Here is a 20,885-nt window from a genome sequence, read left to right on the forward strand (position 1 = left end):
GCAGATCGGGCGGGGATCAGTGCGTGGCGCGGAGCGTGCGGCGGATCGCCCACATCCCGAGCAGCCCGATCACGAAGAGGACGACGCCGACGGCCTGGCTGTAGCCCAGGTCGGTCTCGACGAACGCCTTGCGGTAGATGAGGTACGCGAGCGTCGTGGTCGCGTTCTCGGGCCCGCCCTGCGTGAGCAGCAGCACGGTCTGCGCCGAGTTGAACAGCATGGACAGGAACTGGAGCATCGCGACCACGCCGATGAAGTCCTGGGCGATGGGCCAGTACATGCGCCAGGCCAGCCGCCAGTCGCCCGCGCCGTCCAGGCGTGCGGCCTGCACGATCTCGCTCTCGACGCCGTCGAGCCGCGATGCGATGAGCACCGCCGAGTAGCCGATGCCGCTCCACAGCTCGACGGCGATGATGGCGCCGAGCGCCGTGGCCGGGTCGGCGAGCCACTCGTTGCCCTCCAGGCCCAGCGGGCGCAGGAACCCGTTGACCAGGCCGTCCGGGTTGAGCATCGCGTAGAAGACCATCGCCGTCGCCGGGGCGGAGATGAGCGCCGGGATGAACAGCAGGTACCGCAGCACGCGGTGGCCGCGCGGCTTCTGCACCACGTAGAAGGCGAGCAGGAACGCGAGGCCGATCATGATCGGCAGGCCGACGACGATCTGGACCGCCGAGTTCGCGGTCGCCGTCCAGAAGGTCTCGTCGGCGAAGACGCGGGCGAAGTTGTCGAGGCCCGCGGGGGTGGGCGTGGTGAGCATGCCCGGCCACGAGAGGAACGCGATGACGAACATCGCGACCACGGGGCCGATCATGAACACCGCGTACCAGATCAGCGCGGGCAGGGCGAGGCCGGGGAACCGGTCGCGGAGGGTTCCGCGGCGGCGGGCGGGCGTGGCGGCGGCGGTGCCGTCACCGGTGGTGTCGGGGCGGCCGGCGTCGAGGAGCGCGGTCATGGGTGGGGTCCTTTCCCAGCTCGAGCGGTCAGGCCGCCTGGTACGACTTCTCGAAGGCGTCGATGATGCGGTCGGCGGGGGCGGACCCGTAGGCGAGCGCGGTCGCCTGGATCATCGGCTCGAACACGGCGTCGGGGATGAGCAGGTCGGGCAGCATCACGGGGGTCACGTCGTCGTCGGTGAGCCGTGAGCCCTGGGCGACCAGCGGGAAGTCCTGGCTGACGGTGTCGGTGATGCGGCTCATGTCGCGGCCGGACCCGAGGATGAACTGGTCCGTGACCTCGGGGGTGTACAGGTTCTGCACGAACGGCTTGATCAGGTCGAGCTTCTTGAGGCCGTTCTCGCTGATCCAGATGCCGTGGCCGTTGAAGCTCTTGATGACGCTGGGGCGTTCCAGCACGCCGCCGCTGGACGGCATGGGCCAGCCGCCCACGGTCACCTCGGCCGCGCGCTCGTTCGGCACCAGCGCGAGGGCCGACGACATCGCCGGGACGATGGCGGCCTTGCGGGTGTTGAACTGCGTGAGCTCGGAGTCGGACGTGTAACCCTGGACGTTGTCGACGAAGACGCCGGCGTCGCGCAGCTCGACGAAGTGCTCGACGCCCTTGATCGCGCCCGGGCTCTCGGAGATCTTGCCGGTGGAGAACACGGTGCGCGCCTCGTCCTGGGTGATGAAGCCCTGCAGGATCTGCAGGAACATCTTCTGGCCGCTCCAGTCGGAGCCGCCCACGGTCACGGGGCCGATGCCCTTGGACCGCAGGGCGTCCGCGGCGGCGATCAGCTCGTCCGACGTGGTCGGGATGGCGCCGACGCCCGCCTCCTCCAGCAGCCCGGTGTTGAACGACACCGGCCAGTTGGTGCGGGTGAACGGGAAGGCGCGCAGGCGGCCCTCCTCGTCGGTCCACTCCGCCAGCGCCTCGGGGATGATCAGGTCCCGCAGGCCCCAGTCGTCGAGGTAGTCGTTCACCGGCACGGTGGCGCCCAGGCGGGTCCAGGACAGCGTGCGGCCCATCATGTTCACGATGGCGACGTCCGCCTCCTTGCCCGCCAGGGTGCTCGTCTCGAAGACGATCGGCAGGTCGGAGCCGTTCTTCAGCAGCGCGACCCTGCGCGCGGTGGCGCGCTGGTAGGCGGCGACGACGTCGGAGAACACCTGCGCGCCGGCGACGGCGCCGCTGATCTGGGTGTGCACGGTCAGGGCGTTCGGGCCGCTGGACGCGGGCACGAGCGCCCCGCACCCGGACAGCAGCGGCGCGATGATGCCGCCGCTGAGCGCCGCACCGAGCAGCGTGCGTCTGGTGATGCCCTGTGTCACGGGACCTCCTGGAGCTTCGATCCGGAACTGCGATGTATCGGCCGAGACGGCGGGGCACGTCCGCGTGCCGGGCCTTGTAAAGCGGTACACAATCTGGCTGGCCGCGAATGTATACCGCTTTACTTTGGAGGGTCAACCCCCGTAGTGTCTGGCACGTGACCGAAACACCCCCGAAACGAGCAACGATCGCCGCGGTGGCCCGCCGTGCCGGCGTGTCGCCGTCCGCGGTGTCCCACGTCTTCAACGGGCGGCCCAACGTCTCGGCCGCCACCGCCGAGCGCATCCGGCAGGCCGCCGACGAGCTCAACTGGCGCCCCAACTACGCCAGCCGCAAGGTGTCCGGCCAGGGCGGGCGCAGCCTCGGGCTGGTGATCGCCCGCGCGAGCGACACCTTCGGTCGCGACCCCTTCTTCATGCGCCTGGTCGCCGGGCTCACCCAGCCCCTGGCCGACATCGGCTGGTCGCTCTCGCTCACCCTTGTGGGAGCGGACGACGAGGCGCGCGTCTACCGCGAGTGGTGGGCCGAGCAGCGCGTCGACGCGTTCCTGCTGGTCGACGCCCGCACCGACGACCCACGGCTCGACCTCGTCGGCCAGCTAGGTGCCCCCGCCGTGGTGCTCGGCGCGCCCGTGGACGCCGCGGTGCCCGCCGTGACGGTGCGCGACGACGCCGCGTTCGCCGACGTGCTCGCCCACCTGACCGGCCTGGGGCACCGTCGCGTCGCGCGGATCAACGACGCGCCCGGCCTGGCGCACACCCAGGCCCGCGACCGGCGGTTCGCGGCCGCCGCCGCCGATCACGGCGTCGAGCCGTCCTACGCGGTCTGGGACGCCGAGGCGGCCGACCCCGTGTCCGACCTGCTCGGCCGCATCGGCGACGTCACGGCGATCATCGTCGACAGCGAGGTGATCGCCGCCGAGATCGTCGCGCACGCCCCCGAGCTCGGGGTGAGCGTGCCGGACCGGCTCTCCGTGGTCGCGTGGGAGGACTCCTGGGTGTCCACCCTCGTGCGGCCCCGCCTGACCGCGCTCGACGCGCCGGTCGAGGAGAGCGCCCGCACCGCCGTCGCCCTCCTGGAACGGCTGGTGCGCGGCGAGGACGTCACGTCGCAGATGGTCGGCGGACGCCGGCTCATGGTGCGCGAGTCGACGTCCGCCGCCCCCGGCACCCGCGCCTGAGTTGCCCCGCCCGGGCTGCTTGCGCCCGGGAATCCTGAGTCACCTGAGAGGCAGGCCCTTGACCACCACCCCGCGCTTCGGCGTCAACTACACCCCGTCGAAGGACTGGATGTTCCAGTGGATGGCGATCGACCCGGACGTCGTGCGCGCCGACTTCGAGGCGATCGCGGCGCTCGGCGTCGACCACGTCCGGGTCTTCCCGCTCTGGCCGGTGCTGCAGCCCAACCGCACCCTGATCCGGCAGCGGGCGCTGGACGACATCGCGCTCGTGGCCGACCTCGCCGCCGAGCACGGCCTCGACATCGCGGTGGACGTGATCCAGGGCCACATGTCGGGCTTCGACTTCGTGCCGGCCTGGCTCGTGAACTGGCACGACGGCAACATGTTCACCGACCAGCCGGCCATCGAGGCGCAGGCGGCGCTCGTCGCGGCGGTCTACGACGCCGTCCGCGACAAGCCCAACTTCCTGGGGCTCACGCTCGGCAACGAGCTCAACCAGTTCCAGCGACCCAACCCGGCCGCGATGCCCGCCAAGCGGGACGAGGTGACGCACTGGCTCACCTCGCTGCTCGGCGCCCCGCGCGACCGCGACCCCCGGCACGTGGTGACGCACAGCGAGAACGACCACCTCTGGTACCGCGACGAGCACCCGTTCGTGCCGGTGCACGCCGCGCGCCAGGGCGACATGACCACGGTGCACTCCTGGATCTTCAACGGCACCGCCGCGACCTACGGCGCGCTGTCGCCGCAGTCGGTGCGCCACGCCGAGTGGATGATCGAGCTGTCCAAGGCGTTCGCCACGGACCCGAACCGGCAGGTGTGGCTCCAGGAGGTCGGGGCGCCGTCGATGAACCTCGCCGAGGCGGAGATGCCGGAGTTCTGCGCGCGCACGATCGAGGCGGCGCTGACCACGGACGACCTGTACGCCGTCACCTGGTGGTGCTCGCACGACGTGACCCGTGAGCTGGGCGACTACAAGGACCTCGAGTACTCCCTCGGCCTGCTCGACACCGAGAACCGGGTCAAGCCGCTCGGCCGGCGCTTCGCGGAGCTCGTGGCGGACGCCCGGCGCGCCGGGTCCGCGGTCACGCCCGAGCGCACGGTCGCCGTGGTGGTGGACGTCGACGCCGACGACCTGCCCGTCTCCCGCGCCGCGCTCGGCCCGGGCGGCGCGGTCTTCGAGCGCTGGCACGCGCTGCGCGAGGACGGCGTGGCCGTGGCCGTGGTGACCAGCGCGACGGCTGCGGACGGCGCTGCGCTCGACGCCCGCGGGATCCGGGACCTGGTCCGTGTCGACGCGGGCTGAGGTCTCGGGGGTGCGCGCCGTGGCCGCCTGCGGCGCGGTCGTCGCGGGTGCGGGTCGCCCCGGCGCGGCCGGGCCGGGCGCAGGCGGCTCCCGCGCGGCCCGGCCGGGCGCCGGAGCGGAGGCCCGATGACCGGCGACCTGCTCCTGCGCGGCGGCCTGGTCGTCGACGGCAGCGGCGCCCCGCCCGTGACCGGCGACGTGCTGGTTCGCGACGGGAGCATCGCCGCCGTCGGCGGACGGATCGACGCCCCGGGCGCGCGCGTGATCGACGCCGACGGCCTGGCCGTCGCGCCTGGCTTCGTCGACATGCACGCGCACTCCGACCTCGCGGTCCTGGCCGACGGCGCGCACCTGGCGAAGGTGACCCAGGGCGTGACCACGGAGGTGATCGGGCAGGACGGGCTCTCGTACGCACCGGTCACCGACGAGACGATGGCGACCGTGCGCGAGCAGATCGCGGGCTGGAACGGCATCCCGGACGGCGTGGACTTCGCATGGCGCTCCGTGGCGGAGTACCTCGCCGAGGTGGACCGGCGGGGGAGCGCCACCAACGTCGCGTACCTGCTGCCGCAGGGGACCATCCGGATGAACGTGGTGGGCACGGACGACCGGCGCGCCACGCCGTCCGAGATCGCCGCGATGCGCGCGCAGGTGGACCAGGGCATGCGCGAGGGGGCGTTCGGCATGTCGTCGGGGCTCACCTACGTGCCCGGCATCTTCGCCGACACGGACGAGCTGGTCGCGCTGGCCGAGGTGGTCGCGCGGCACGGCGGCTTCTACGCCCCGCACCAGCGCTCCTACGGCGCGGGTGCCCTGGACGCGTACGCCGAGATGGTCGACGTCGCGCACCGGGCCGGGTGCGCGCTGCACCTGACGCACGCCACGATGAACTTCCCGGAGAACCGCGGGCGGGCCGGCGAGCTGCTCGCGCTCGTGGACAGGGCGATCGAGGCGGGCGTCGACGTCACGCTCGACTCCTACCCCTACCTGCCCGGGTCCACCACGCTGTCCGCGCTGCTGCCGAGCCGCGCCGCCGTCGGTGGTCCGGAGCGCACGCTCGCGCGGCTGCGCGACCCCGGCGAGCGGGCGTGGATCGCGCACGAGGTCGAGGTCGTGGGCAGCGACGGCTGCCACGGCGTGCCCGTGGACTGGGACAGCATCGAGATCGCGGGCGTGCGTGACGCCGCGCTCGGCGACCGGGTGGGCCGCACCGTTGCCCGCATCGCGCTGGACGAGGGACGCGCGCCCGCCGAGGTGTTCTTCGACCTGCTGCTCGCCGACCGGCTCGGCACGAGCATCCTGCAGCACGTGGGCGACGAGCAGAACGTGCGCGAGATCATGCGGCACCGGCGGCACACCGGGGGCAGCGACGGCATCCTGGTCGGCGCCAAGCCGCACCCGCGTGGTTCGGGCACGTTCCCGCGGTACCTCGGGCGGTACGTGCGGGAGGAAGGTGTGCTGTCGCTCGCGGAGATGGTCGTGCACCTCTCCGCCCGGCCCGCGGCGCGGCTCGGACTGACCGACCGCGGGCGGATCGCGGAGGGGTACGTGGCCGACGTCGTGGTCTTCGACCCGGCCACGGTGTCCGACCGGGCGACGCCGGACGAGCCGCGTCTCACCGCCGCCGGCATCCCGTGGGTCCTGGTGGGTGGTACGCCTGTGGTCGAGGACGGCATCCGCACGACGGCCCGGCCGGGGCGGGCGCTGCGGCACGGTTCGGGTTTGGTGGTCGGGATGTAGGTGTTTGATGGTGGGTGTTTGGTTATGGGTGTTTGGTTCGGTGGTTCGACGTTGGTGGCTGGTTGGTTCGGCTGGTTGGTTCGGCTGGTTGGTTGGGCTGGTTGGTTGGGCTACGTGGTTCGCTGCCTGGTGGTGGCTGTCTGGCTCGGGTGTTCGGCGGTGACCTGCTGTGGTGGCTGCTCGGCCTCGCGTGCGTGACCCGTCCGGCCCCCGGCCCCGGACCTGACTTCGGTCACTTGAGGGGCGGCAGACCGCGGCATCGGTCGCTTGCTCCGAGATCGGTCCATCGGAGGGCCGATCTCGCGGCAATTGACCGATGTCACGCGTGAGGTAAGAGCAAGGGACCGAAGTCGTGCGCCGGACCGGGGCACGACGCCGGTCTCGCCGGGAGCCAGCCGGTGCCGAGAGCGTCAGGTCAGCCGGGTCAGGTCAGCCGGGTCAGGTCAGCCGGGTCAGGTCAGCCGGGTCAGGTCAGCCGGGTCAGGTCAGCCAGCCAGGACAGCCAGCCAGGACAGCCGGCCAGGACACCCAGCCAGTGAGCCGCCGCCGGGACAGCCGGCCGCCGCCGGGACAGGCAGCGGGGTGGGCGGGGGCCCACCCGGCCCTTGCCAGGGCGGCTCATCTGGTATGCAATATATTGCATGCCCATTCCAGCGAGCGTCCCCGCCATCGGCCGTCGTCTCCTGCGCGACGACGTCTACGGCCGCCTCCGCGACGCCATCGTCGACGGCAGCTTCGCCCCGGGTGAGCAGCTGCGGGACGGCGAGCTCGCGGCCTGGCTCGGCGTCAGCCGCACGCCGGTGCGCGAGGCGCTGCTCCGCCTGGCGGAGGCGGGGCTGGTCGTGGCCAGGCCGGGCAGCTCCACGACGGTCGCCTCGCTGGACCTGCGCGAGGTGCGCGGTGCACGCGACGTCGTCGCCGCGATGCACCAGGTGGCAGTGCGTGACGCCGTGCCCGGCCTCACCGACGGCGACCTCGCCACCATGCGCGACGCCGCCCGCGAGTTCCGCGCGGCGATCGAGCGGGGCGACGTCGACGGGGCGCTGCGTGCCGACGACGTCCTGCACCACGTGCCCGTCGCCGTGGCGGCGAACCGGGCGCTGGCCTCGGTGCTCGACCAGTTCACGCCCGTGCTGCGCCGGGCCGAACGGCTGCGCTTCTCGTCGCTGGGCGGGCGGGCGTCCTTCGCCCGGCACGACGACCTGATCCGGCTGTGCGCCGCCGGCGACGCGGAGGCAGCGGCCGCCGTCGCCTTCGACACCTGGTACACCCTGCCGACCGACGAGGCCGCCGACCCGCCCGGAGCCGTGCCCGCAGCCGCGCCCGCCGACACGCCGGCGCCCCTGCCTGCCGACCCGCCCGCAGCCGCGCCCGCCGACACGCCCGCGCCCCTGCCTGCCGACCCGCCCGCGGCCGTCCCCGCCGACCCGCCCGCCGCCCCACCCGCTGACGAGGAGTGACCCATGCCCCTGTCCGACTTCCCCCGCCACCCCCTCACCTTCGGCCCGAGCCCGGTCCACCCGATGCCGCGCCTCACGGCCCACCTCGGCGGTGCCGCGATCTGGGCCAAGCGCGAGGACTGCAACGCGGGTCTCGCCTACGGCGGCAACAAGACCCGCAAGCTGGAGTACCTGGTGCCGGACGCGCTCGCCCAGGGTGCGGACACCCTGGTGTCGATCGGTGGCTACCAGTCCAACCACACGCGCCAGGTGGCGGCCGTCGCGGCCTCACTGGGGCTGAAGGCGGTGCTGGTCCAGGAGAACTGGGTGAACTGGCCGGACTCGGTCGCCGACCGCGTCGGCAACATCATGCTCAGCCGGATCATGGGCGCCGAGGTGCGGCTCGACCCGGCCGGGTTCGGCATCGGCTTCAAGGACTCCTGGGCCCGCGCGATCGACGACGTCACCGAGCGCGGCGGCACCCCGTACGCGATCCCGGCCGGAGCCTCCGACCACCGGCTGGGCGGCCTCGGGTTCGCGCGCTGGGCCTACGAGGTCGAGGAGCAGGAGCGCGAGCTGGGCGTCTTCTTCGACACGGTGGTCGTGTGCGCGGTCACCGGGTCCACATTGGCGGGCATGATCGCCGGGTTCGCGGCGCTGGAGGAGGCGGGCGGCCGTCCGCGGCGCGTGATCGGCATCGACGCCAGCGCGAAGCTCGACGAGACCCGCGACCAGGTGGCTCGGATCGCCCGCTCCACGGCGGAGCTCATCGGGGTGGGCCGCCCGCTGCGCGAGGACGAGATCATCGTGCTGCCGGGGTGGGCGGGCGACGAGTACGGGATCCCCGTGGAGTCCACGCTGGAGGCTATCCGGCTGACCGGGCGTCTGGAGGGCGTGATCATCGACCCCGTCTACGAGGGCAAGTCGATGGCCGGCCTGGTCGACCTCGTGACCGGCGGCGACATTCCCGCCGACAGCACCGTCCTCTACGCCCACCTGGGCGGCCAGCCGGCCCTGAACGCGTACGGCGGCCTGTTCGCCGACCACTGAGCGCTCGCCCGCCCCGGCGTCGGTCGGGGCGGGCGGCACGCCGGGGCTCGGGGGATGTGCTGCCACCGTCGAACGAGACGCCGTGGCGGCCTAGAATTCCGGCAGGCGCGCGATGCGGCCGCGCCGGGAGCCCGCCGATCGACGTGAGGACGAGACCATGAGCACCGACTGCACGCACCTGGACCAGGTCGCCGTCCTCGAGCCCGCCGAGCGGGAGGGCTGCCCGGAGTGCCTCGCCCTGGGTGGCACGTGGGTGCACCTGCGCAGCTGCCTCGTGTGCGGGCAGGTCGGCTGCTGCGACTCCTCGCCGGCCAAGCACGCCACGGCGCACTTCGAGGCCACGGGGCACCCGCTCATGCGGTCGATCGAGCCGGGTGAGGGCTGGGGCTGGTGCTACGTGGACGAGGCGTCGGTGCCGACTGCGGTCCTGGCCTCGCTGCGCTAGGCAGGGTGCCGGGCAGGGTGCTGGGCGGGGCTTCCGCCCGCCAGGCCGCGCAGCTCGCTCAGCACGGTCCGGGATATCTCCGTGAGCGAGCGGTCCTCGCCCTCGCGGATCCACTGGATGAACGCGATGCCGAACACCGTGCTCGCGGACTCCGCGGCGAGGGTCGCCGCAGGCTCGCCGACGCCGCGGGCCCGTAGCGCGTCGCCGATCGTCGCTGCCAGGTGGGACATCTTGTGCCGTTCCCGTTCCTGCAGGGCGGGGTTCTGCACGATCACGGACTGCCGCAGGCGGGAGTGCGGTCGGCGCTCGTCGGGGAAGATCGCCGTTCCGGAGTCCAGCCCGGCGGCCACGACGTCCATCGGCGTGGCGTCGTCCGGCGCCGCCGTGATGCCCCGGAGGAACGCGTCGGTCAGCTGTTCCTGCCCGCGGAACAACACCTCGCGCTTGTCGGTGAAGTGCCGGAAGAAGGTTCGCTCGGTGAGCCCCACCGCCTGGGCGATCTCGGCGGCCGTCGTCTGCTCGTAGCCGCGGCTGGCGAACAGCTCCAGGGCAGCAGCCTGCAGTCGTCCGCTCGTACCGGGTTGCCATCGGGCCATGCGCACAGTCTAGGTGATGACAGCGACTGACTTCAGGCGTACGGTGATGTCGGTGGCTGACATCAGTCACTGACATCACTGGAAGGACTCCACCATGCAGGTATTCGTCACCGGAGCATCCGGCTGGATCGGTTCTGCCGCCGTCGACGAGCTGCTCGCCGACGGTCACACGGTCACGGCGCTGGCCCGGTCCGACGCGTCGGCGTCCGCCCTGGCCGCCAAGGGCGTCAGCGTGCAGCGCGGCGACCTGGACAATCTCGACGGCATCCGGCGCGGGGCCGCGGCCGCCGACGCCGTGCTGCACCTCGCGAACAAGCACGACTTCGCGAACCCGGCCGTGTCGAACGCGGCCGAGCGTGCCGCCGTCGAGACCATCGGCGAGGCGCTGTCCGGCACGGGCCGGCCGTTCCTGCTCGCGGCGGGCGTCGCGGGGCTGACGGACGGCCGCCCGGCCACCGAGGACGACCCGTCCCCGGCCCACGGCCCGGACTCGCCGCGCGGCGGCGCGGAGAACCTGGCGCTCGGCCTCGTCGACCGCGACGTGCACGCGGTGGCCCTCCGGTTCGCGCCCACGGTCCACGGCGCGGGCGACCACGGGTTCGTCGCCGCGGTCGTCGAGGCGGCCCGACGCCGCGGCGTCTCCGGCTACCCGGGCGACGGCACCAACCGCTGGGCGGCGGTCCACCGGTCCGACGCCGCCCGGCTCGTCGCGCTCGCCCTGGCCAAGGCCCCCGCCGGCGTGCGCCTGCACGCGACCGCCGAGGAGGGCGTGTCCACCCGGGAGATCGCCGAGGCGATCGGCCGGGTCCTCGACCTGCCGGTGGCCTCGATCGACCCGGACGACGCCGCCGAGCACTTCGGCTGGATCGGCCGCTGGTTCGGTATGGAGGGCTCGGCGACCAGCACCCGGACGCGGGAGTGGCTCGGCTGGGAGCCGACCGGCCCCACCCTGGTGCAGGACATCGCGGCCGGCGCGTACACGACGCCGGGGGAGTGACCCCCGCGGAGGTGTGTTGCTGAGAGTAGACATTGTCTACGCGGAGCAACACACCTCCGAGAGAGGGCCCGACCACGCGGCGCGGGACCAGGCTCCACCGCTCTGTGCCGCGCGTCGGCGATGGTGGTCGTAGCCTGACACGGTGGCGCGTAACCCTGACATCCCGGAGGCGTTCGACGTCCTCACCGTCGTCGTGCTGCGCCGTCCGGACCGCGCGCCCGAGCTGCCCGACGACGAGCTCGACGCCCTCCAGGCTCGCCACCTCGCCTACCGTGCCGACCTGGCCCGCCGCGGCCTGATCGTCGCGAACGGTCCGTTCGGCGAGCAGAGCGACCCGGCCTACCGCGGCATGTCCGTCTTCGCCTGCGACCCTGCCGAGGCGGCGCGCCTGTCGGACGGCGACCCGTCCGTCGTCGCCGGGCGCCTCGCGTACGACGTCATGGAGTGGTGGGTCGCGGCGGGCTCCCTCGCCTTCCCAGGCGCGGCGGGCCCGGTCGGCACCCGCCGCTCGATGCCGGACGACTGACCCGCTTGACCTTGCCCCTGCGGCAACCCTGCACGCTGCGGTCATGACCACAGCAGACAGCACCACCGGGACCCCCGCGATCGAGGTCGCCGGGCTCCGCAAGTCGTTCGGCGACCACCGTGTGCTCGACGGCGTGGACCTCGTCGTCGCCGCCGGCTCCGTGTACGCGCTCCTGGGGCCGAACGGCGCCGGCAAGACGACGATGGTCAACATCCTGTCCACGCTCCTGACCGCCGACGCTGGCGTGGTGCGGGTCGGCGGCCACGACGTCCGGCGGTCGGCCGCGCTCGTCCGGGCACGGATCGGCGTCACCGGCCAGTTCTCCGCGATCGACCCGTTCCTCACCGGCCGGGAGAACCTGCGGCTCATGGCCGACCTCGCCCACCTCGGCCGGGTCGACGCCGCACGCGACGTCGCGGCGCTGCTCGACCGGTTCGACCTGGTGGACGCCGCCGACCGCCGCGCCCTGACCTGGTCCGGCGGCATGAAGCGCCGGCTGGACCTGGCGATGACCCTGATCACCCGGCCGCGGCTCATCTTCCTGGACGAGCCCACCACCGGGCTCGACCCGCGCAGCCGCCGGGAGGTCTGGCAGGTGGTCCGGGACCAGGTGGCCGACGGCGTCACCGTGCTCCTGACCACCCAGTACCTGGACGAGGCGGACGCGCTGGCCGACCGCGTCGGCGTCCTGGACGGCGGGCGGCTCGTCGCCGAGGGGACGCCGGCCGAGCTCAAGGCGCAGGTCCCCGGCGAGAGCACGAACCTCGACGACGTCTTCCTCGCGTTGACCGGGCACGCCCCGACGGGCGACGAGGCCGGCGTCCAGGGGGTGACCGCACGATGAGCGCCACGTACGTCGTCCGCGACTCGCTGACCATGCTGCGCCGCAACCTGCGGCACCTGAGCCGGTACCCGTCGCTGGCCCTCATGCTGGTCGCGATCCCGGTCGTGTTCCTGCTGCTGTTCGTCTACGTGTTCGGCGGCACCCTCGGTGCCGGCCTCCCGGTCGACGGCGGCGGCACGCGCGCCGACTACCTGGCCTACCTGGTGCCCGGCATCTGGGTCATGACGGTGTCCAGCGTGGCGAACGGCACCGCCGTCGCCGTCGCGATCGACCGGACCGGAGGGATGTTCGACCGGTTCCGGACCATGGACATCGCCCGGACGTCGGTGCTCGCCGGACACGTCCTGGGCGCGGTGGTCCGCACGCTGCTCGCGCTCTCGGTGATGGTCGGGTTCGCGCTGCTGCTCGGGTTCCGGCCGGACGCCGGGCCGGCCGACTGGCTCGCTGCCGCCGGGCTCGTGCTGCTCCTGGCGTTCTCGTTCACGTGGCTGACCGTCGCGATGGGGCTGGCCGCGGGAAGCGTCGAGACGGCGAGCAACACCCCGCTGGTGCTGATGGTGCTGCCGATCGTCAGCAGCGGGTTCGTCCCCACGGACCAGATGCCCGCGGGGCTGCGCCAGTTCGCCGAGCATCAGCCGTTCACGCCCGTCATCGAGACGCTCCGGGCACTGGTCACCGGCACCCCGGCCGGGGCGGACGGCTGGCTCGCCGTCGGCTGGTGCGTGGTGATCGGGCTGGGCGGATACCTCTGGGCGCGGCGGCAGTTCGCCGTCGTGCCGGTTCGGTAGTCCGGGCGGCAGGCTCGGGAGAGGAGACTGGGCACATGCTGACGATCAGCCAGCTCGCGTCGTACGCCGGGGTGACGACGCGCGCAGTGCGGCACTATCACGCCAAGGGTCTGCTCCCCGAGCCCGCCCGCGACCACTCGGGATATCGGCGCTACGGTGCGCAGGCCGCCGTCGACCTGATCCGGATCAAGATCCTCGCGGACGCCGGGGTGCCGTTGGCGCGGGTGCAGGAGCTGCTGCGGGCCGACGAGGCCGAGCTCGCGGCAGCCGTCGCCGAGATCGACACGCGGCTCCGCGCGGAGATCGAGGAACGGGAACGGCACCGGGACCGGATCGCCCGGCTCGCGGCGGGGGACAGCCTGGCCCTTCCGCCGGAGGGTGCCGCCTACCTCGACCGGTGGCGTGAGCTCGGTATCCCCGAGCGGGTCGTCGAGATCGAGCGGGACAGCTGGATCCTCTCGCTGGCCGTCCTGACCCCCGAGCAGGTGGCGCAGGCGATGGCGGCCAAGAGCCGGCTGCTCGACGACGAGGAGTTCGTCGCCGTGCTCCGGGCGATCGGGGAAGGGGTCGACTGGGCGCCCGACGACCCCCGGCTGCCCGGTGTGGCGGACAAGGTGGCGGCCCTGCTCGACCGGCACGCGGACTGGGCGGACGAGTCCGCGCGCGGGATGGAGCAGGGGCTCGTCGAGCTCTTCGACTCGATCGCGCTCGACTCCGTGCCCGGGGGCCGTCGTCTGGAGGCGCTGCTCGCGGAGCGCGGGTGGTCCGGCTGGACCCGGCAGGAACGGGTGAGCTGAGCGCATCCTGCCGGAGGCGGAGCCGGCCCTACCCTGGTGCCATGGCCATCACGACGCGCACGACGCCGTCCGGCGCGCCGCCCGCCCGCCTGGCGCGGGGCCGCGCGACCGCCGCGCGCGAGGCCGACAACCGGCGCCTGCTGCGCGCGCGTGACGCCATCGACCGTTCCTTCGCGGAGCCGCTCGACGTCGCGGCGCTCGCCGCCGTCGCCCACGTGTCGCCGTCGCACTTCATCCGCGCGTTCAAGGCGGCGTTCGGCGAGACACCGCACCGGTATCTCCAGCGGCGCCGGATCGAGCGGGCGATGGCGCTGCTGCGGGACACCGCGACGCCCGTGACCGAGGTGTCGGTCGCCGTCGGGTTCCAGAGCCTCGGCACGTTCAGCCGCACGTTCCACGACATCGTCGGTGCGTCCCCGACCACCTACCGGCGGACCGCGGCGCCGCTGCTCGCGCCCGGATGCTTCACGCGGGCGTGGACCCGGCCTGCCGGCGCGCGCTGATCGAGCGATTTCGGAGAAGCGGCCGCGGCGGGGCCGACCCTAGATTGGCGGCATGCTCACATCCATCGCCATCACCGCCGTCCGCGTCCTCGACCAGCAGGAGGCCCTCGACTTCTACGTCGGCAAGCTCGGTTTCGAGGTGAGCGCCGACGTCGACATGGGTTTCATGCGCTGGCTCACCGTCGCGCTGCCCGCCGACCCCGACCGGCACCTGCTGCTGGAGGTTCCCGCGCCGCCCGCGCTGAGCGAGGAGTCGGCCGCGCAGGTGCGCGACCTGCTCACGAAGGGCGCGCTCGGCGTGGCCTGCATCCTCAACACCGACGACTGCCAGGCGGAGTACGAGCGGCTCAGCGCCCTCGGCGTCGAGTTCACGGAGCTGCCGACCCAGCAGCCCTACGGCGTCGACGCGGCGTTCCGGGACCCGTTCGGCAACCACATCCGCATGACCCAGCCCGCACGAGGTCCCGTCACCGTGACGGAGGAGGACATCGCGCGCTGGGGCGGCGACGCACCGCACGCCTGAGCCGCGCGCCGGGGCGGCCACGCGGCCGTGTGGACCAGGGTCCCGGGCAGGCGCTCCCGCCCGGCGAGCCGTGTGCTCGCCGGGCGTCGGCGCGTTCGCGGCCGGGACCATCAGGTCCGGCCTCAGGCTCCCTCGGTCGCCACGTCGAGGATCCAGGTGACGCCGAACCGGTCCGTCAGCATGCCGAAGGCCGGCGCCCACGGCGACGGCCCGTACGGCTCGACGACGGTGGCGCCGTCGGCCAGCCGCTCCCAGAGGGCGCCGACCTCCTCCGCGGTCTCGCCCCGCACCGACACGAAGAACGGGTCCTCGGTGAGCGTGGTGCCGTTCTCCCGGCGCGTGGTGCCGGCCGCGACCGGCCCGTCCTCGCCGGGCACGTCGTAGGCCATGACCCGGAAGCCGCTGTCGGCCACGACCTGGCCGAACACCACGTTGGCGGCGCCCGGCAGCTCGGCCGGCATCCCGAAGTCGCCGTAGGTGGTGACGGTGATCTGCCCGCCGAACACCGAGTGGTAGAACTCGAGGGCCGCGCGGGCCTGGCCGTGGAAGTTCAGGTGGGTGACAGTGCTGATCGACATGGTGCTCGGTCCTTCACAGAGGGGATCGGTCGCCGGGGATCCCCGGCGGTGCTCCTCAATCTGTCACCGGTTCCGGACAGGGAACGTCCGGTACTCGTGCCAGTCTGGATCTCGTGCCGATCGCATCCTCGACCACCACGTCGTCCCGCCTCCTGGCCCTGCTGTCGCTGCTGCAGGCGCGCCGCGACTGGCCGGGGGAGCGGCTCGCGGAACGGCTGGGCGTCAGTGAACGCACCGTGCGGCGCGACGTCGACCGCCTGCGTGAGCTGGGTTACCCGGTCCAGGCGGTCCGCGGACCTGAGGGTGGCTACCGGCTGGAGGCGGGCAGCGAGCTGCCGCCCCTCCTGTTCGACGACGAGCAGGCCGTGGCGCTCGCCGTCGCCCTGCGCTCCGCGGTGGTGACCGGTGCCGGGATCGAGGAGGCCGCGGCGCGTGCCCTCGCGACGGTGCGGCAGGTACTGCCCTCCCGGCTGCGGCAGCGGGTCGACGCGCTCGACGTCACGGCGGTGGACCCCGCCGGGAACGCCCACGTCGGCGCCGACGTGCTGCTGGCGCTGAGCGCCGCCGTCCGGTCCGCCGAGGAGCTGCGGTTCGACTACCGCTCGCCCGGACGCGCGGACGACGAGGCCCGTCCGGCCCGCCGCGTGCAGCCGCACCACCTCGTCGTGCGGCACGGGCACTGGTATCTCGTGGGGTGGTCGGCGGAGCACGAGGACTGGCGCGTCCTCCGCGTCGACCGGATGACCCTCCGCGTGCCGAACGGCCCCCGGTTCACGCCCCGGCCGGTGCCGGGCGGGGACGTGACGGCCTTCCTCTCGGCGCGCTTCAAGGGTTCCGAGGGGGCGGACCGGTGGCCCTGCCAGGGCGAGGTGATCCTGGCGTTGCCGGCGGAACGGGTGGCGCCGTTCGTCGCCGACGGCGTGGTCGAGCCGCTCGGCCCCGACCGGACCAGGCTGGTGGCCGGGTCGTGGACCTGGGCCGCACTGGCGGCGACGCTGGCCCGGTTCGACGCCGAGATCGAGGTGGTGGGCCCGGCCGAGCTGCGGCATGCGTTCGCCGACCTGTCGCGTCGCGCGGCCCGCGCGGCGGGGGTGCAACGGCCCGGCGCGAGCTCGCCGGTGGGCTGACGGGCGTCCTGGTATGCGGGGTCGGTCGCTTGCTTGGACCTTGCGCGCGGTGTCGGTCGGTCGCTTGCTTGGGCCCTGCACGTGGCGTCGGTCGCTTGCTCCGACCTTGCGCGCGACGTCGGTCCCTTGCTTGGACCTTGCGCGCGACGTCGGTCCCTTGCTCCGACCTTGCGCGCGACGTCGGTCCCTTGCTCCGACCCTCCACGCGACGTCGGTCCCTTGCCGCGAGATCGGTACTTTAATTGACCGATCTCGCGGCAAGGGACCGACAACGTGGTCTGCCGCGGTTCAAGTGACCGAAGCCGGCTCGCTCAGGACAGCAGTGCCTGGGGGTGTGCGAGCAGCGGCCCGAGCCACCGCGCCGGGGCGAGGGGTCAGGCGACCGTGGCGTCGATCGTCACGGGGATGTTGCCGCGGGTGGCGTTCGAGTAGGGGCACACCTTGTGCGCGGCCTCGACCAGGCTGTCGGCCGTGGCCTGGTCCACGCCGGCGAGCTCCACGTGCAGGGCGGCGCTCAGCCCGTACGCGCCGTCCTCGGTCGGCTGGATGCCCACCTCGGCGATCACGGCGGAGTCGCTGAACGTGATCTTCTGCGCGGCGGCGACACCCTTGAGGGCGCTGTGGAAGCAGGATGCCCAGCCGGCGGCGAAGAGCTGCTCGGGGTTGGTGCCCCCGCCCGGTCCGCCCATGGCCGTGGGGACGGCGAGGGTGAGGTCGAGCACGCCGTCGTCGGACGCCGCACGGCCTCCGGCGCGGCCGTCGCCGGTGGAGGTCGCGACGGCGGTGTAGATGCTGTCAGCCATGTTCCTGCTCCTTGTCATGGATGGTGCGGTAGTCCGGCCCGGTGGGACCGGGCCGCCCGCGTCCGCATGTAGACGAACTAGTACGTCTACCGTAGGTCGGAATCTGCGCACACACAAGTCCGCCGGGGTGAAATATCCAGGTTGCGCGCTGAGTTGGGCTCTGCGTGAGGCGCCGGTCGCCGTGCCCCGGCGCGGCGCGGCGCGGCGTGGCCGACGACGAGAGGTGACCCGTGCCCGACATCGTGCAGAACCCGTTCGCCATCGAACCCGGGACGGTCCAGCGCGGCCTGACCCGGGTCCGCGCCCTGAGCGCCGGCGAGGTGGTCGCCGACGCCGCCGTGCCACTGCTGGTGTGGGAGTACTCGTACGCCCCGCGGTACTTCTTCTCGCCGGGCCACGTCAGGGCCCGGCTGCGTCCGGCCGGACCGGGCAAGCCCTCGCGGGTGCTGGGGCGCAGCGAGCTGTTCGACGTGGTGCTCGGGGACCGTGTGCTCGCGGGCGCCGCCCAGCGGTACCCCGAGGCGCCGGTCGAGGGCATGCGCGGGTCGTACACGCTGACCTGGTCTGCCATGGACACCTGGCTCGAGGAGGACGAGGTGATCCACTTCCATGCCCGCAGCCCGTACGTCCGGGTCGACACGCTGCACTCCAGCCGGCACGTGCGGGTGGTGGTGCGGGGCGAGGTGGTCGCCGACTCGCACCGGCCCGTCGTCCTGACCGAGACCGGTCTGGCGCCCCGCTACTACCTGCCGCGCGTCGACGTGCGGATGGACCTCCTGAGCCCGACCGACGCCGTGAGCTACTGCCCGTACAAGGGGACGGCGCGGTTCCGGGCCCTGACCGTGGGCGGGGTCCGGGTGCCCGACGTGGTCTGGGGGTACGAGACACCGCTGCGCGAGGCGGCGGGCGTCACGGGTCTGGTCTGCTTCTGGCCGGAGAAGAGCGCGGACGTCGAGGTCTACGTCGACGGGGAGCGGATCGGGCAGCCGTAGCCCGCAGTCGCGCCATGCCCCCGGCCGGGGGCGTCAGCCCAGGTCCTCGCCGTCGAGCGCCTTCGCCGCCAGGCGCTCCTCCTCGCTGACCTCCCACACCTCGTGGGAGGCGTGCAGGGCGAGCAGGATGATCACGCAGCCCAGCACGAGGTCGGGCCACCCGGACGCCGTCCACGCGGTGACCAGCCCCATGGCGATGATCGCGACGTTCACCAGCACGTCGTTCCGGGCGGACAGGAACGCCGCGCGACCGAGCGCCCCGCCGTGGTGGTGCGCCCGCGCCAGCAGCCAGGCGCTGGTGCCGTTCACGACGATCGCGCCGAGGGATGCCACCACGAGCGGCACGACGTCGGGCGGCGTCGGCGCGGCGAACCGCTGCACCGCCTCCCAGGCCGCCACCGCGGCCGGACCGAGGATGACCAGGGCCATGGCCTTGCCCATGAGAGCGCGCCGGGCCAGCGGCCAGCTCAGCGCCACGAGCACGAGCAGGTTGATGGCCGTGTCCTCCAGGAAGTCGACACTGTCGGCGAGGAGGGAGACCGAGCCGATGGACAGCGCGACGGAGAACTCGACGAAGAAGTAGGCGAGGTTCAGGAGGGCGACGACCAGGACCGTCCGGCGCAGGCCGACGGCGCGGGGGTCGGGGGTGCTGGTCACTGCCGTTCGCGGGGTGCCGGCGCGGCCTCTCCCGACCCGTCGCCTGCGGGCGGTCCGTCTTGGCGGCCCAGCCTGGGCACCTCGTAACCGTCCTCGGCCTCGTCGGCCCAGGCCTGGATCTGCTCGTCGCTCATCGCCTGCGCGCGCAGCCTCCCGTCGGTCATGCGAACACCGTATACGGAACGTCCCTGCCGGCTGGCGTTGACGTCGCTCGTGCCGTCCGCGCCGTAGACGCCGGGGCCGACGGTCGCCATACTCGCACCACATTTCACCCGACGACCCCTGGAGGTTCCTGTGGCGGGTACGGCGACACAGCCGCTCAGCGGCACGCAGAAGCGCACCATCGCGGGCGGTGCCATCGGCACGCTCATGGAGTACTACGACTACTACCTCTACGGTCTCGCGTCGGCGGCGGTCTTCCCCGCGGTGTTCTTCACGGGTGAGGACCCGATCGTCGCGCAGCTCTCGTCGTTCGCGACGTTCGCCGTGGGGTTCTTCCTGCGCCCGGTCGGCGGCCTGGTCTTCGGCCACGTCGGTGACCGGGTCGGCCGCAAGGCGACGCTGATGATCACGGTGGTCGGCATGGGCATCGCCACGGCGGGCATCGGGCTCATCCCGCCGGAGGCGTCGATCGGCATCGCCGCGCCGCTGCTGCTGATCTTCTTCCGCATGTGCCAGGGCTTCTTCGTCGGCGGCGAGATGGGCGGCGCTGCGACGATGGTCGTCGAGCACGCCCCCGTGGGTCGGCGCGGCATGTACGGCGCGTTCCTCATCAGCGGCGCGGGGATCGCGAACGTCGCCTCCGCCGGGCTCATGGCGGGTCTCGGCCTCGGCCCGCAGTCCTGGTTCATGACGTGGGGCTGGCGCATCCCGTTCGTGCTCGGGCTCGTGCTGGCCATCGTCGCGATCGTGCTGCGCAGCAGGCTCGAGGAGTCCGACGAGTTCAAGGAGACCAGGAAGGCCCAGGAGGACGCCGGGGTGCGCACCAACCCGGTCGCCGAGGTGTTCCGGCACCCCAGGAACGCGATCATGGGCGTGCTCATCGGCCTGCCGCAGAGCATCGCCGGGTACGTGGTGCTCACGTTCGGTATCGCCTACCTGGTCAACGAGAACGACATCCCGCCCTGGCAGGGGTTCGCCGGGACGATGATCGTCGGCGTCCTGCAGGTCTTCGTGGCGCCCGCGTACGGCGCGCTGTCCGACCGGGTCGGACGGCGGACCGTGTACATCGCGGGCTGCGTCGGGTTCGCCCTGCTGGTCTGGCCGGCGTTCCTGCTGTTCGACACGAGCAACCTGGTGCTGATCTGGGTGGGCATGATCGTCGGCTTCGTGATTCCCGGCGTGGCGATGCAGGCCACCCTGCAGACGATGCTGGCCGAGATGTTCGACCCCGAGGCCCGCACGACCGGTGTGAACATCGGGTACCAGATCTCCAACACGCTGGGCGGCGGCCTCGCCCCGTTCGTCTGCACGGGACTGGTCGCCCTCGTGGGCGGGCAGATCTGGCCCGTCGTCGTGTACTGCGCGGTGATCTGCCTGATCGGTGCGGCCGCCACGGCCACCGCCACCATCAGCACCGACGGTTCGCGCCTGCACGAGCTGCGGGCCGCGCCGGCCGCTGCCGACGCCTGACCTCGACGCGGGCGGGCCTCCCCGCGAGGCCCGCCCGCCCCGGGCGAGCACGTCCGCCGGCTCCCACCGCCCTGCCGTCCGCCTGGCGCACCGCGCG

General features: G+C 73.1%; 23 protein-coding genes. 16 read left to right on the top strand and 7 right to left on the bottom strand.

Going from position 1 to position 20,885, the window contains the following annotated elements; translation table 11 throughout:
- Nucleotides 1-16: 16 nt before the first annotated feature.
- Both ACIG47_RS05015 and ACIG47_RS05020 read right to left on the bottom strand, forming a co-directional pair.
- Entirely contained in the window at nt 17-952 is a 936-nt protein-coding gene (locus ACIG47_RS05015) for a carbohydrate ABC transporter permease (protein ID WP_397429872.1), read from the bottom strand.
- A 28-nt stretch (nt 953-980) separates the two neighbouring features.
- Nucleotides 981-2,267 (bottom strand): ABC transporter substrate-binding protein, encoded by a 1,287-nt coding sequence (locus ACIG47_RS05020; protein ID WP_397429873.1) that lies wholly within the window; start codon nt 2,265-2,267, stop codon nt 981-983.
- 155 nt (nt 2,268-2,422) lie between these two features.
- Between ACIG47_RS05020 and ACIG47_RS05025 the strand changes: the two genes are divergently transcribed.
- The 6 genes from ACIG47_RS05025 (at nt 2,423) to ACIG47_RS05050 (ending at nt 9,425) form a co-directional block, all read left to right on the top strand.
- Nucleotides 2,423-3,445: a LacI family DNA-binding transcriptional regulator gene (locus tag ACIG47_RS05025; protein ID WP_397429874.1), complete on the top strand. Its 1,023-nt coding sequence runs from the start codon at nt 2,423-2,425 to the stop codon at nt 3,443-3,445.
- A 58-nt stretch (nt 3,446-3,503) separates the two neighbouring features.
- Nucleotides 3,504-4,751 carry a glycosyl hydrolase gene (locus ACIG47_RS05030; protein WP_397429875.1) on the top strand — a complete coding sequence of 416 codons (1,248 nt, stop codon included), beginning with the start codon at nt 3,504-3,506 and terminating at the stop codon, nt 4,749-4,751.
- A gap of 126 nt (nt 4,752-4,877) precedes the next feature.
- A complete protein-coding gene (locus tag ACIG47_RS05035; RefSeq protein ID WP_397429876.1) occupies nt 4,878-6,491 on the top strand; it encodes an amidohydrolase family protein in 1,614 nt (537 codons plus the stop codon).
- A 641-nt stretch (nt 6,492-7,132) separates the two neighbouring features.
- Nucleotides 7,133-7,951 (top strand): GntR family transcriptional regulator, encoded by an 819-nt coding sequence (locus tag ACIG47_RS05040; protein WP_397429877.1) that lies wholly within the window; start codon nt 7,133-7,135, stop codon nt 7,949-7,951.
- Nucleotides 7,952-7,954: 3 nt separating this feature from the next.
- A complete protein-coding gene (locus tag ACIG47_RS05045) occupies nt 7,955-8,980 on the top strand; it encodes a 1-aminocyclopropane-1-carboxylate deaminase (protein WP_397429878.1) in 1,026 nt (341 codons plus the stop codon).
- 157 nt (nt 8,981-9,137) lie between these two features.
- Nucleotides 9,138-9,425 carry a ubiquitin carboxyl-terminal hydrolase 14 gene (locus ACIG47_RS05050; RefSeq protein WP_397429879.1) on the top strand — a complete coding sequence of 96 codons (288 nt, stop codon included), beginning with the start codon at nt 9,138-9,140 and terminating at the stop codon, nt 9,423-9,425.
- Here ACIG47_RS05050 and ACIG47_RS05055 read toward each other — a convergent pair.
- Nucleotides 9,422-10,021: a TetR/AcrR family transcriptional regulator gene (locus ACIG47_RS05055; RefSeq protein WP_397429880.1), complete on the bottom strand. Its 600-nt coding sequence runs from the start codon at nt 10,019-10,021 to the stop codon at nt 9,422-9,424. The genes ACIG47_RS05050 and ACIG47_RS05055 overlap by 4 nt on opposite strands.
- Nucleotides 10,022-10,115: 94 nt before the next feature.
- Between ACIG47_RS05055 and ACIG47_RS05060 the strand changes: the two genes are divergently transcribed.
- The 7 genes from ACIG47_RS05060 (at nt 10,116) to ACIG47_RS05090 (ending at nt 14,999) form a co-directional block, all read left to right on the top strand.
- On the top strand, nt 10,116-11,018 hold the full coding sequence (locus ACIG47_RS05060) for an NAD-dependent epimerase/dehydratase family protein (RefSeq protein WP_397429881.1): 903 nt from the start codon (nt 10,116-10,118) through the stop codon (nt 11,016-11,018).
- A 142-nt stretch (nt 11,019-11,160) separates the two neighbouring features.
- The gene (locus tag ACIG47_RS05065) at nt 11,161-11,544 is read left to right on the top strand and encodes a YciI family protein (protein ID WP_397429882.1); all 384 of its coding nucleotides are present in this window, start codon (nt 11,161-11,163) and stop codon (nt 11,542-11,544) included.
- 43 nt (nt 11,545-11,587) lie between these two features.
- On the top strand, nt 11,588-12,388 hold the full coding sequence (locus ACIG47_RS05070; protein ID WP_397429883.1) for an ABC transporter ATP-binding protein: 801 nt from the start codon (nt 11,588-11,590) through the stop codon (nt 12,386-12,388).
- Nucleotides 12,385-13,176: an ABC transporter permease gene (locus tag ACIG47_RS05075; RefSeq protein ID WP_397429884.1), complete on the top strand. Its 792-nt coding sequence runs from the start codon at nt 12,385-12,387 to the stop codon at nt 13,174-13,176. Before ACIG47_RS05070 ends, ACIG47_RS05075 begins: the two co-directional genes overlap by 4 nt.
- A 35-nt stretch (nt 13,177-13,211) precedes the next feature.
- A complete protein-coding gene (locus ACIG47_RS05080; RefSeq protein WP_397429885.1) occupies nt 13,212-13,973 on the top strand; it encodes a MerR family transcriptional regulator in 762 nt (253 codons plus the stop codon).
- Nucleotides 13,974-14,014: 41 nt separating this feature from the next.
- Nucleotides 14,015-14,476: a helix-turn-helix domain-containing protein gene (locus ACIG47_RS05085; RefSeq protein ID WP_397429886.1), complete on the top strand. Its 462-nt coding sequence runs from the start codon at nt 14,015-14,017 to the stop codon at nt 14,474-14,476.
- Nucleotides 14,477-14,528: 52 nt separating this feature from the next.
- Entirely contained in the window at nt 14,529-14,999 is a 471-nt protein-coding gene (locus tag ACIG47_RS05090; RefSeq protein WP_397429887.1) for a VOC family protein, read from the top strand.
- 122 nt (nt 15,000-15,121) lie between these two features.
- Here the strand turns inward: ACIG47_RS05090 and ACIG47_RS05095 are convergent, their stop codons facing one another.
- Nucleotides 15,122-15,577: a VOC family protein gene (locus ACIG47_RS05095; protein WP_397429888.1), complete on the bottom strand. Its 456-nt coding sequence runs from the start codon at nt 15,575-15,577 to the stop codon at nt 15,122-15,124.
- Between the two features lie 113 nt (nt 15,578-15,690).
- On the opposite strand from ACIG47_RS05095, the gene ACIG47_RS05100 reads away from it, so the two are divergent.
- The gene (locus ACIG47_RS05100) at nt 15,691-16,704 is read left to right on the top strand and encodes a helix-turn-helix transcriptional regulator (protein WP_397429889.1); all 1,014 of its coding nucleotides are present in this window, start codon (nt 15,691-15,693) and stop codon (nt 16,702-16,704) included.
- 374 nt (nt 16,705-17,078) lie between these two features.
- On the opposite strand, the gene ACIG47_RS05105 is transcribed toward ACIG47_RS05100, so the two are convergent.
- Nucleotides 17,079-17,507 (bottom strand): organic hydroperoxide resistance protein, encoded by a 429-nt coding sequence (locus tag ACIG47_RS05105; protein ID WP_397409664.1) that lies wholly within the window; start codon nt 17,505-17,507, stop codon nt 17,079-17,081.
- A 230-nt stretch (nt 17,508-17,737) separates the two neighbouring features.
- On the opposite strand from ACIG47_RS05105, the gene ACIG47_RS05110 reads away from it, so the two are divergent.
- Nucleotides 17,738-18,499, top strand: coding sequence for a DUF427 domain-containing protein (locus ACIG47_RS05110; RefSeq protein WP_397429890.1), 762 nt, complete (start codon nt 17,738-17,740; stop codon nt 18,497-18,499).
- 33 nt (nt 18,500-18,532) lie between these two features.
- Here ACIG47_RS05110 and ACIG47_RS05115 read toward each other — a convergent pair whose 3' ends face one another.
- Complete coding sequence (locus ACIG47_RS05115; RefSeq protein WP_397429891.1) at nt 18,533-19,156, bottom strand: cation transporter; 624 nt, start codon at nt 19,154-19,156, stop codon at nt 18,533-18,535.
- The gene (locus tag ACIG47_RS05120; protein WP_397429892.1) at nt 19,153-19,320 is read right to left on the bottom strand and encodes a hypothetical protein; all 168 of its coding nucleotides are present in this window, start codon (nt 19,318-19,320) and stop codon (nt 19,153-19,155) included. The genes ACIG47_RS05115 and ACIG47_RS05120 overlap by 4 nt, the downstream gene beginning before the upstream one ends.
- A gap of 130 nt (nt 19,321-19,450) precedes the next feature.
- Between ACIG47_RS05120 and ACIG47_RS05125 the strand changes: the two genes are divergently transcribed.
- On the top strand, nt 19,451-20,788 hold the full coding sequence (locus ACIG47_RS05125; protein ID WP_397429893.1) for an MFS transporter: 1,338 nt from the start codon (nt 19,451-19,453) through the stop codon (nt 20,786-20,788).
- Nucleotides 20,789-20,885 lie beyond the last annotated feature (97 nt).

The organism is Promicromonospora sp. NPDC052451 (genome assembly GCF_044547525.1).
Lineage (GTDB): Bacteria > Actinomycetota > Actinomycetes > Actinomycetales > Cellulomonadaceae > Promicromonospora.

What these genes read in the sequence shown, in the direction of transcription:
- ACIG47_RS05015 (WP_397429872.1), bottom strand. Translation starts at nt 952, where the DNA reads ATGACCGCGCTCCTCGACGCCGGCCGCCCCGACACCACCGGTGACGGC.
- ACIG47_RS05035 (WP_397429876.1), top strand. Translation starts at nt 4,878, where the DNA reads ATGACCGGCGACCTGCTCCTGCGCGGCGGCCTGGTCGTCGACGGCAGC.
- ACIG47_RS05040 (WP_397429877.1), top strand. Translation starts at nt 7,133, where the DNA reads ATGCCCATTCCAGCGAGCGTCCCCGCCATCGGCCGTCGTCTCCTGCGC.
- ACIG47_RS05045 (WP_397429878.1), top strand. Translation starts at nt 7,955, where the DNA reads ATGCCCCTGTCCGACTTCCCCCGCCACCCCCTCACCTTCGGCCCGAGC.
- ACIG47_RS05050 (WP_397429879.1), top strand. Translation starts at nt 9,138, where the DNA reads ATGAGCACCGACTGCACGCACCTGGACCAGGTCGCCGTCCTCGAGCCC.
- ACIG47_RS05055 (WP_397429880.1), bottom strand. Translation starts at nt 10,021, where the DNA reads ATGGCCCGATGGCAACCCGGTACGAGCGGACGACTGCAGGCTGCTGCC.
- ACIG47_RS05060 (WP_397429881.1), top strand. Translation starts at nt 10,116, where the DNA reads ATGCAGGTATTCGTCACCGGAGCATCCGGCTGGATCGGTTCTGCCGCC.
- ACIG47_RS05070 (WP_397429883.1), top strand. Translation starts at nt 11,588, where the DNA reads ATGACCACAGCAGACAGCACCACCGGGACCCCCGCGATCGAGGTCGCC.
- ACIG47_RS05075 (WP_397429884.1), top strand. Translation starts at nt 12,385, where the DNA reads ATGAGCGCCACGTACGTCGTCCGCGACTCGCTGACCATGCTGCGCCGC.
- ACIG47_RS05080 (WP_397429885.1), top strand. Translation starts at nt 13,212, where the DNA reads ATGCTGACGATCAGCCAGCTCGCGTCGTACGCCGGGGTGACGACGCGC.
- ACIG47_RS05085 (WP_397429886.1), top strand. Translation starts at nt 14,015, where the DNA reads ATGGCCATCACGACGCGCACGACGCCGTCCGGCGCGCCGCCCGCCCGC.
- ACIG47_RS05090 (WP_397429887.1), top strand. Translation starts at nt 14,529, where the DNA reads ATGCTCACATCCATCGCCATCACCGCCGTCCGCGTCCTCGACCAGCAG.
- ACIG47_RS05095 (WP_397429888.1), bottom strand. Translation starts at nt 15,577, where the DNA reads ATGTCGATCAGCACTGTCACCCACCTGAACTTCCACGGCCAGGCCCGC.
- ACIG47_RS05105 (WP_397409664.1), bottom strand. Translation starts at nt 17,507, where the DNA reads ATGGCTGACAGCATCTACACCGCCGTCGCGACCTCCACCGGCGACGGC.
- ACIG47_RS05120 (WP_397429892.1), bottom strand. Translation starts at nt 19,320, where the DNA reads ATGACCGACGGGAGGCTGCGCGCGCAGGCGATGAGCGACGAGCAGATC.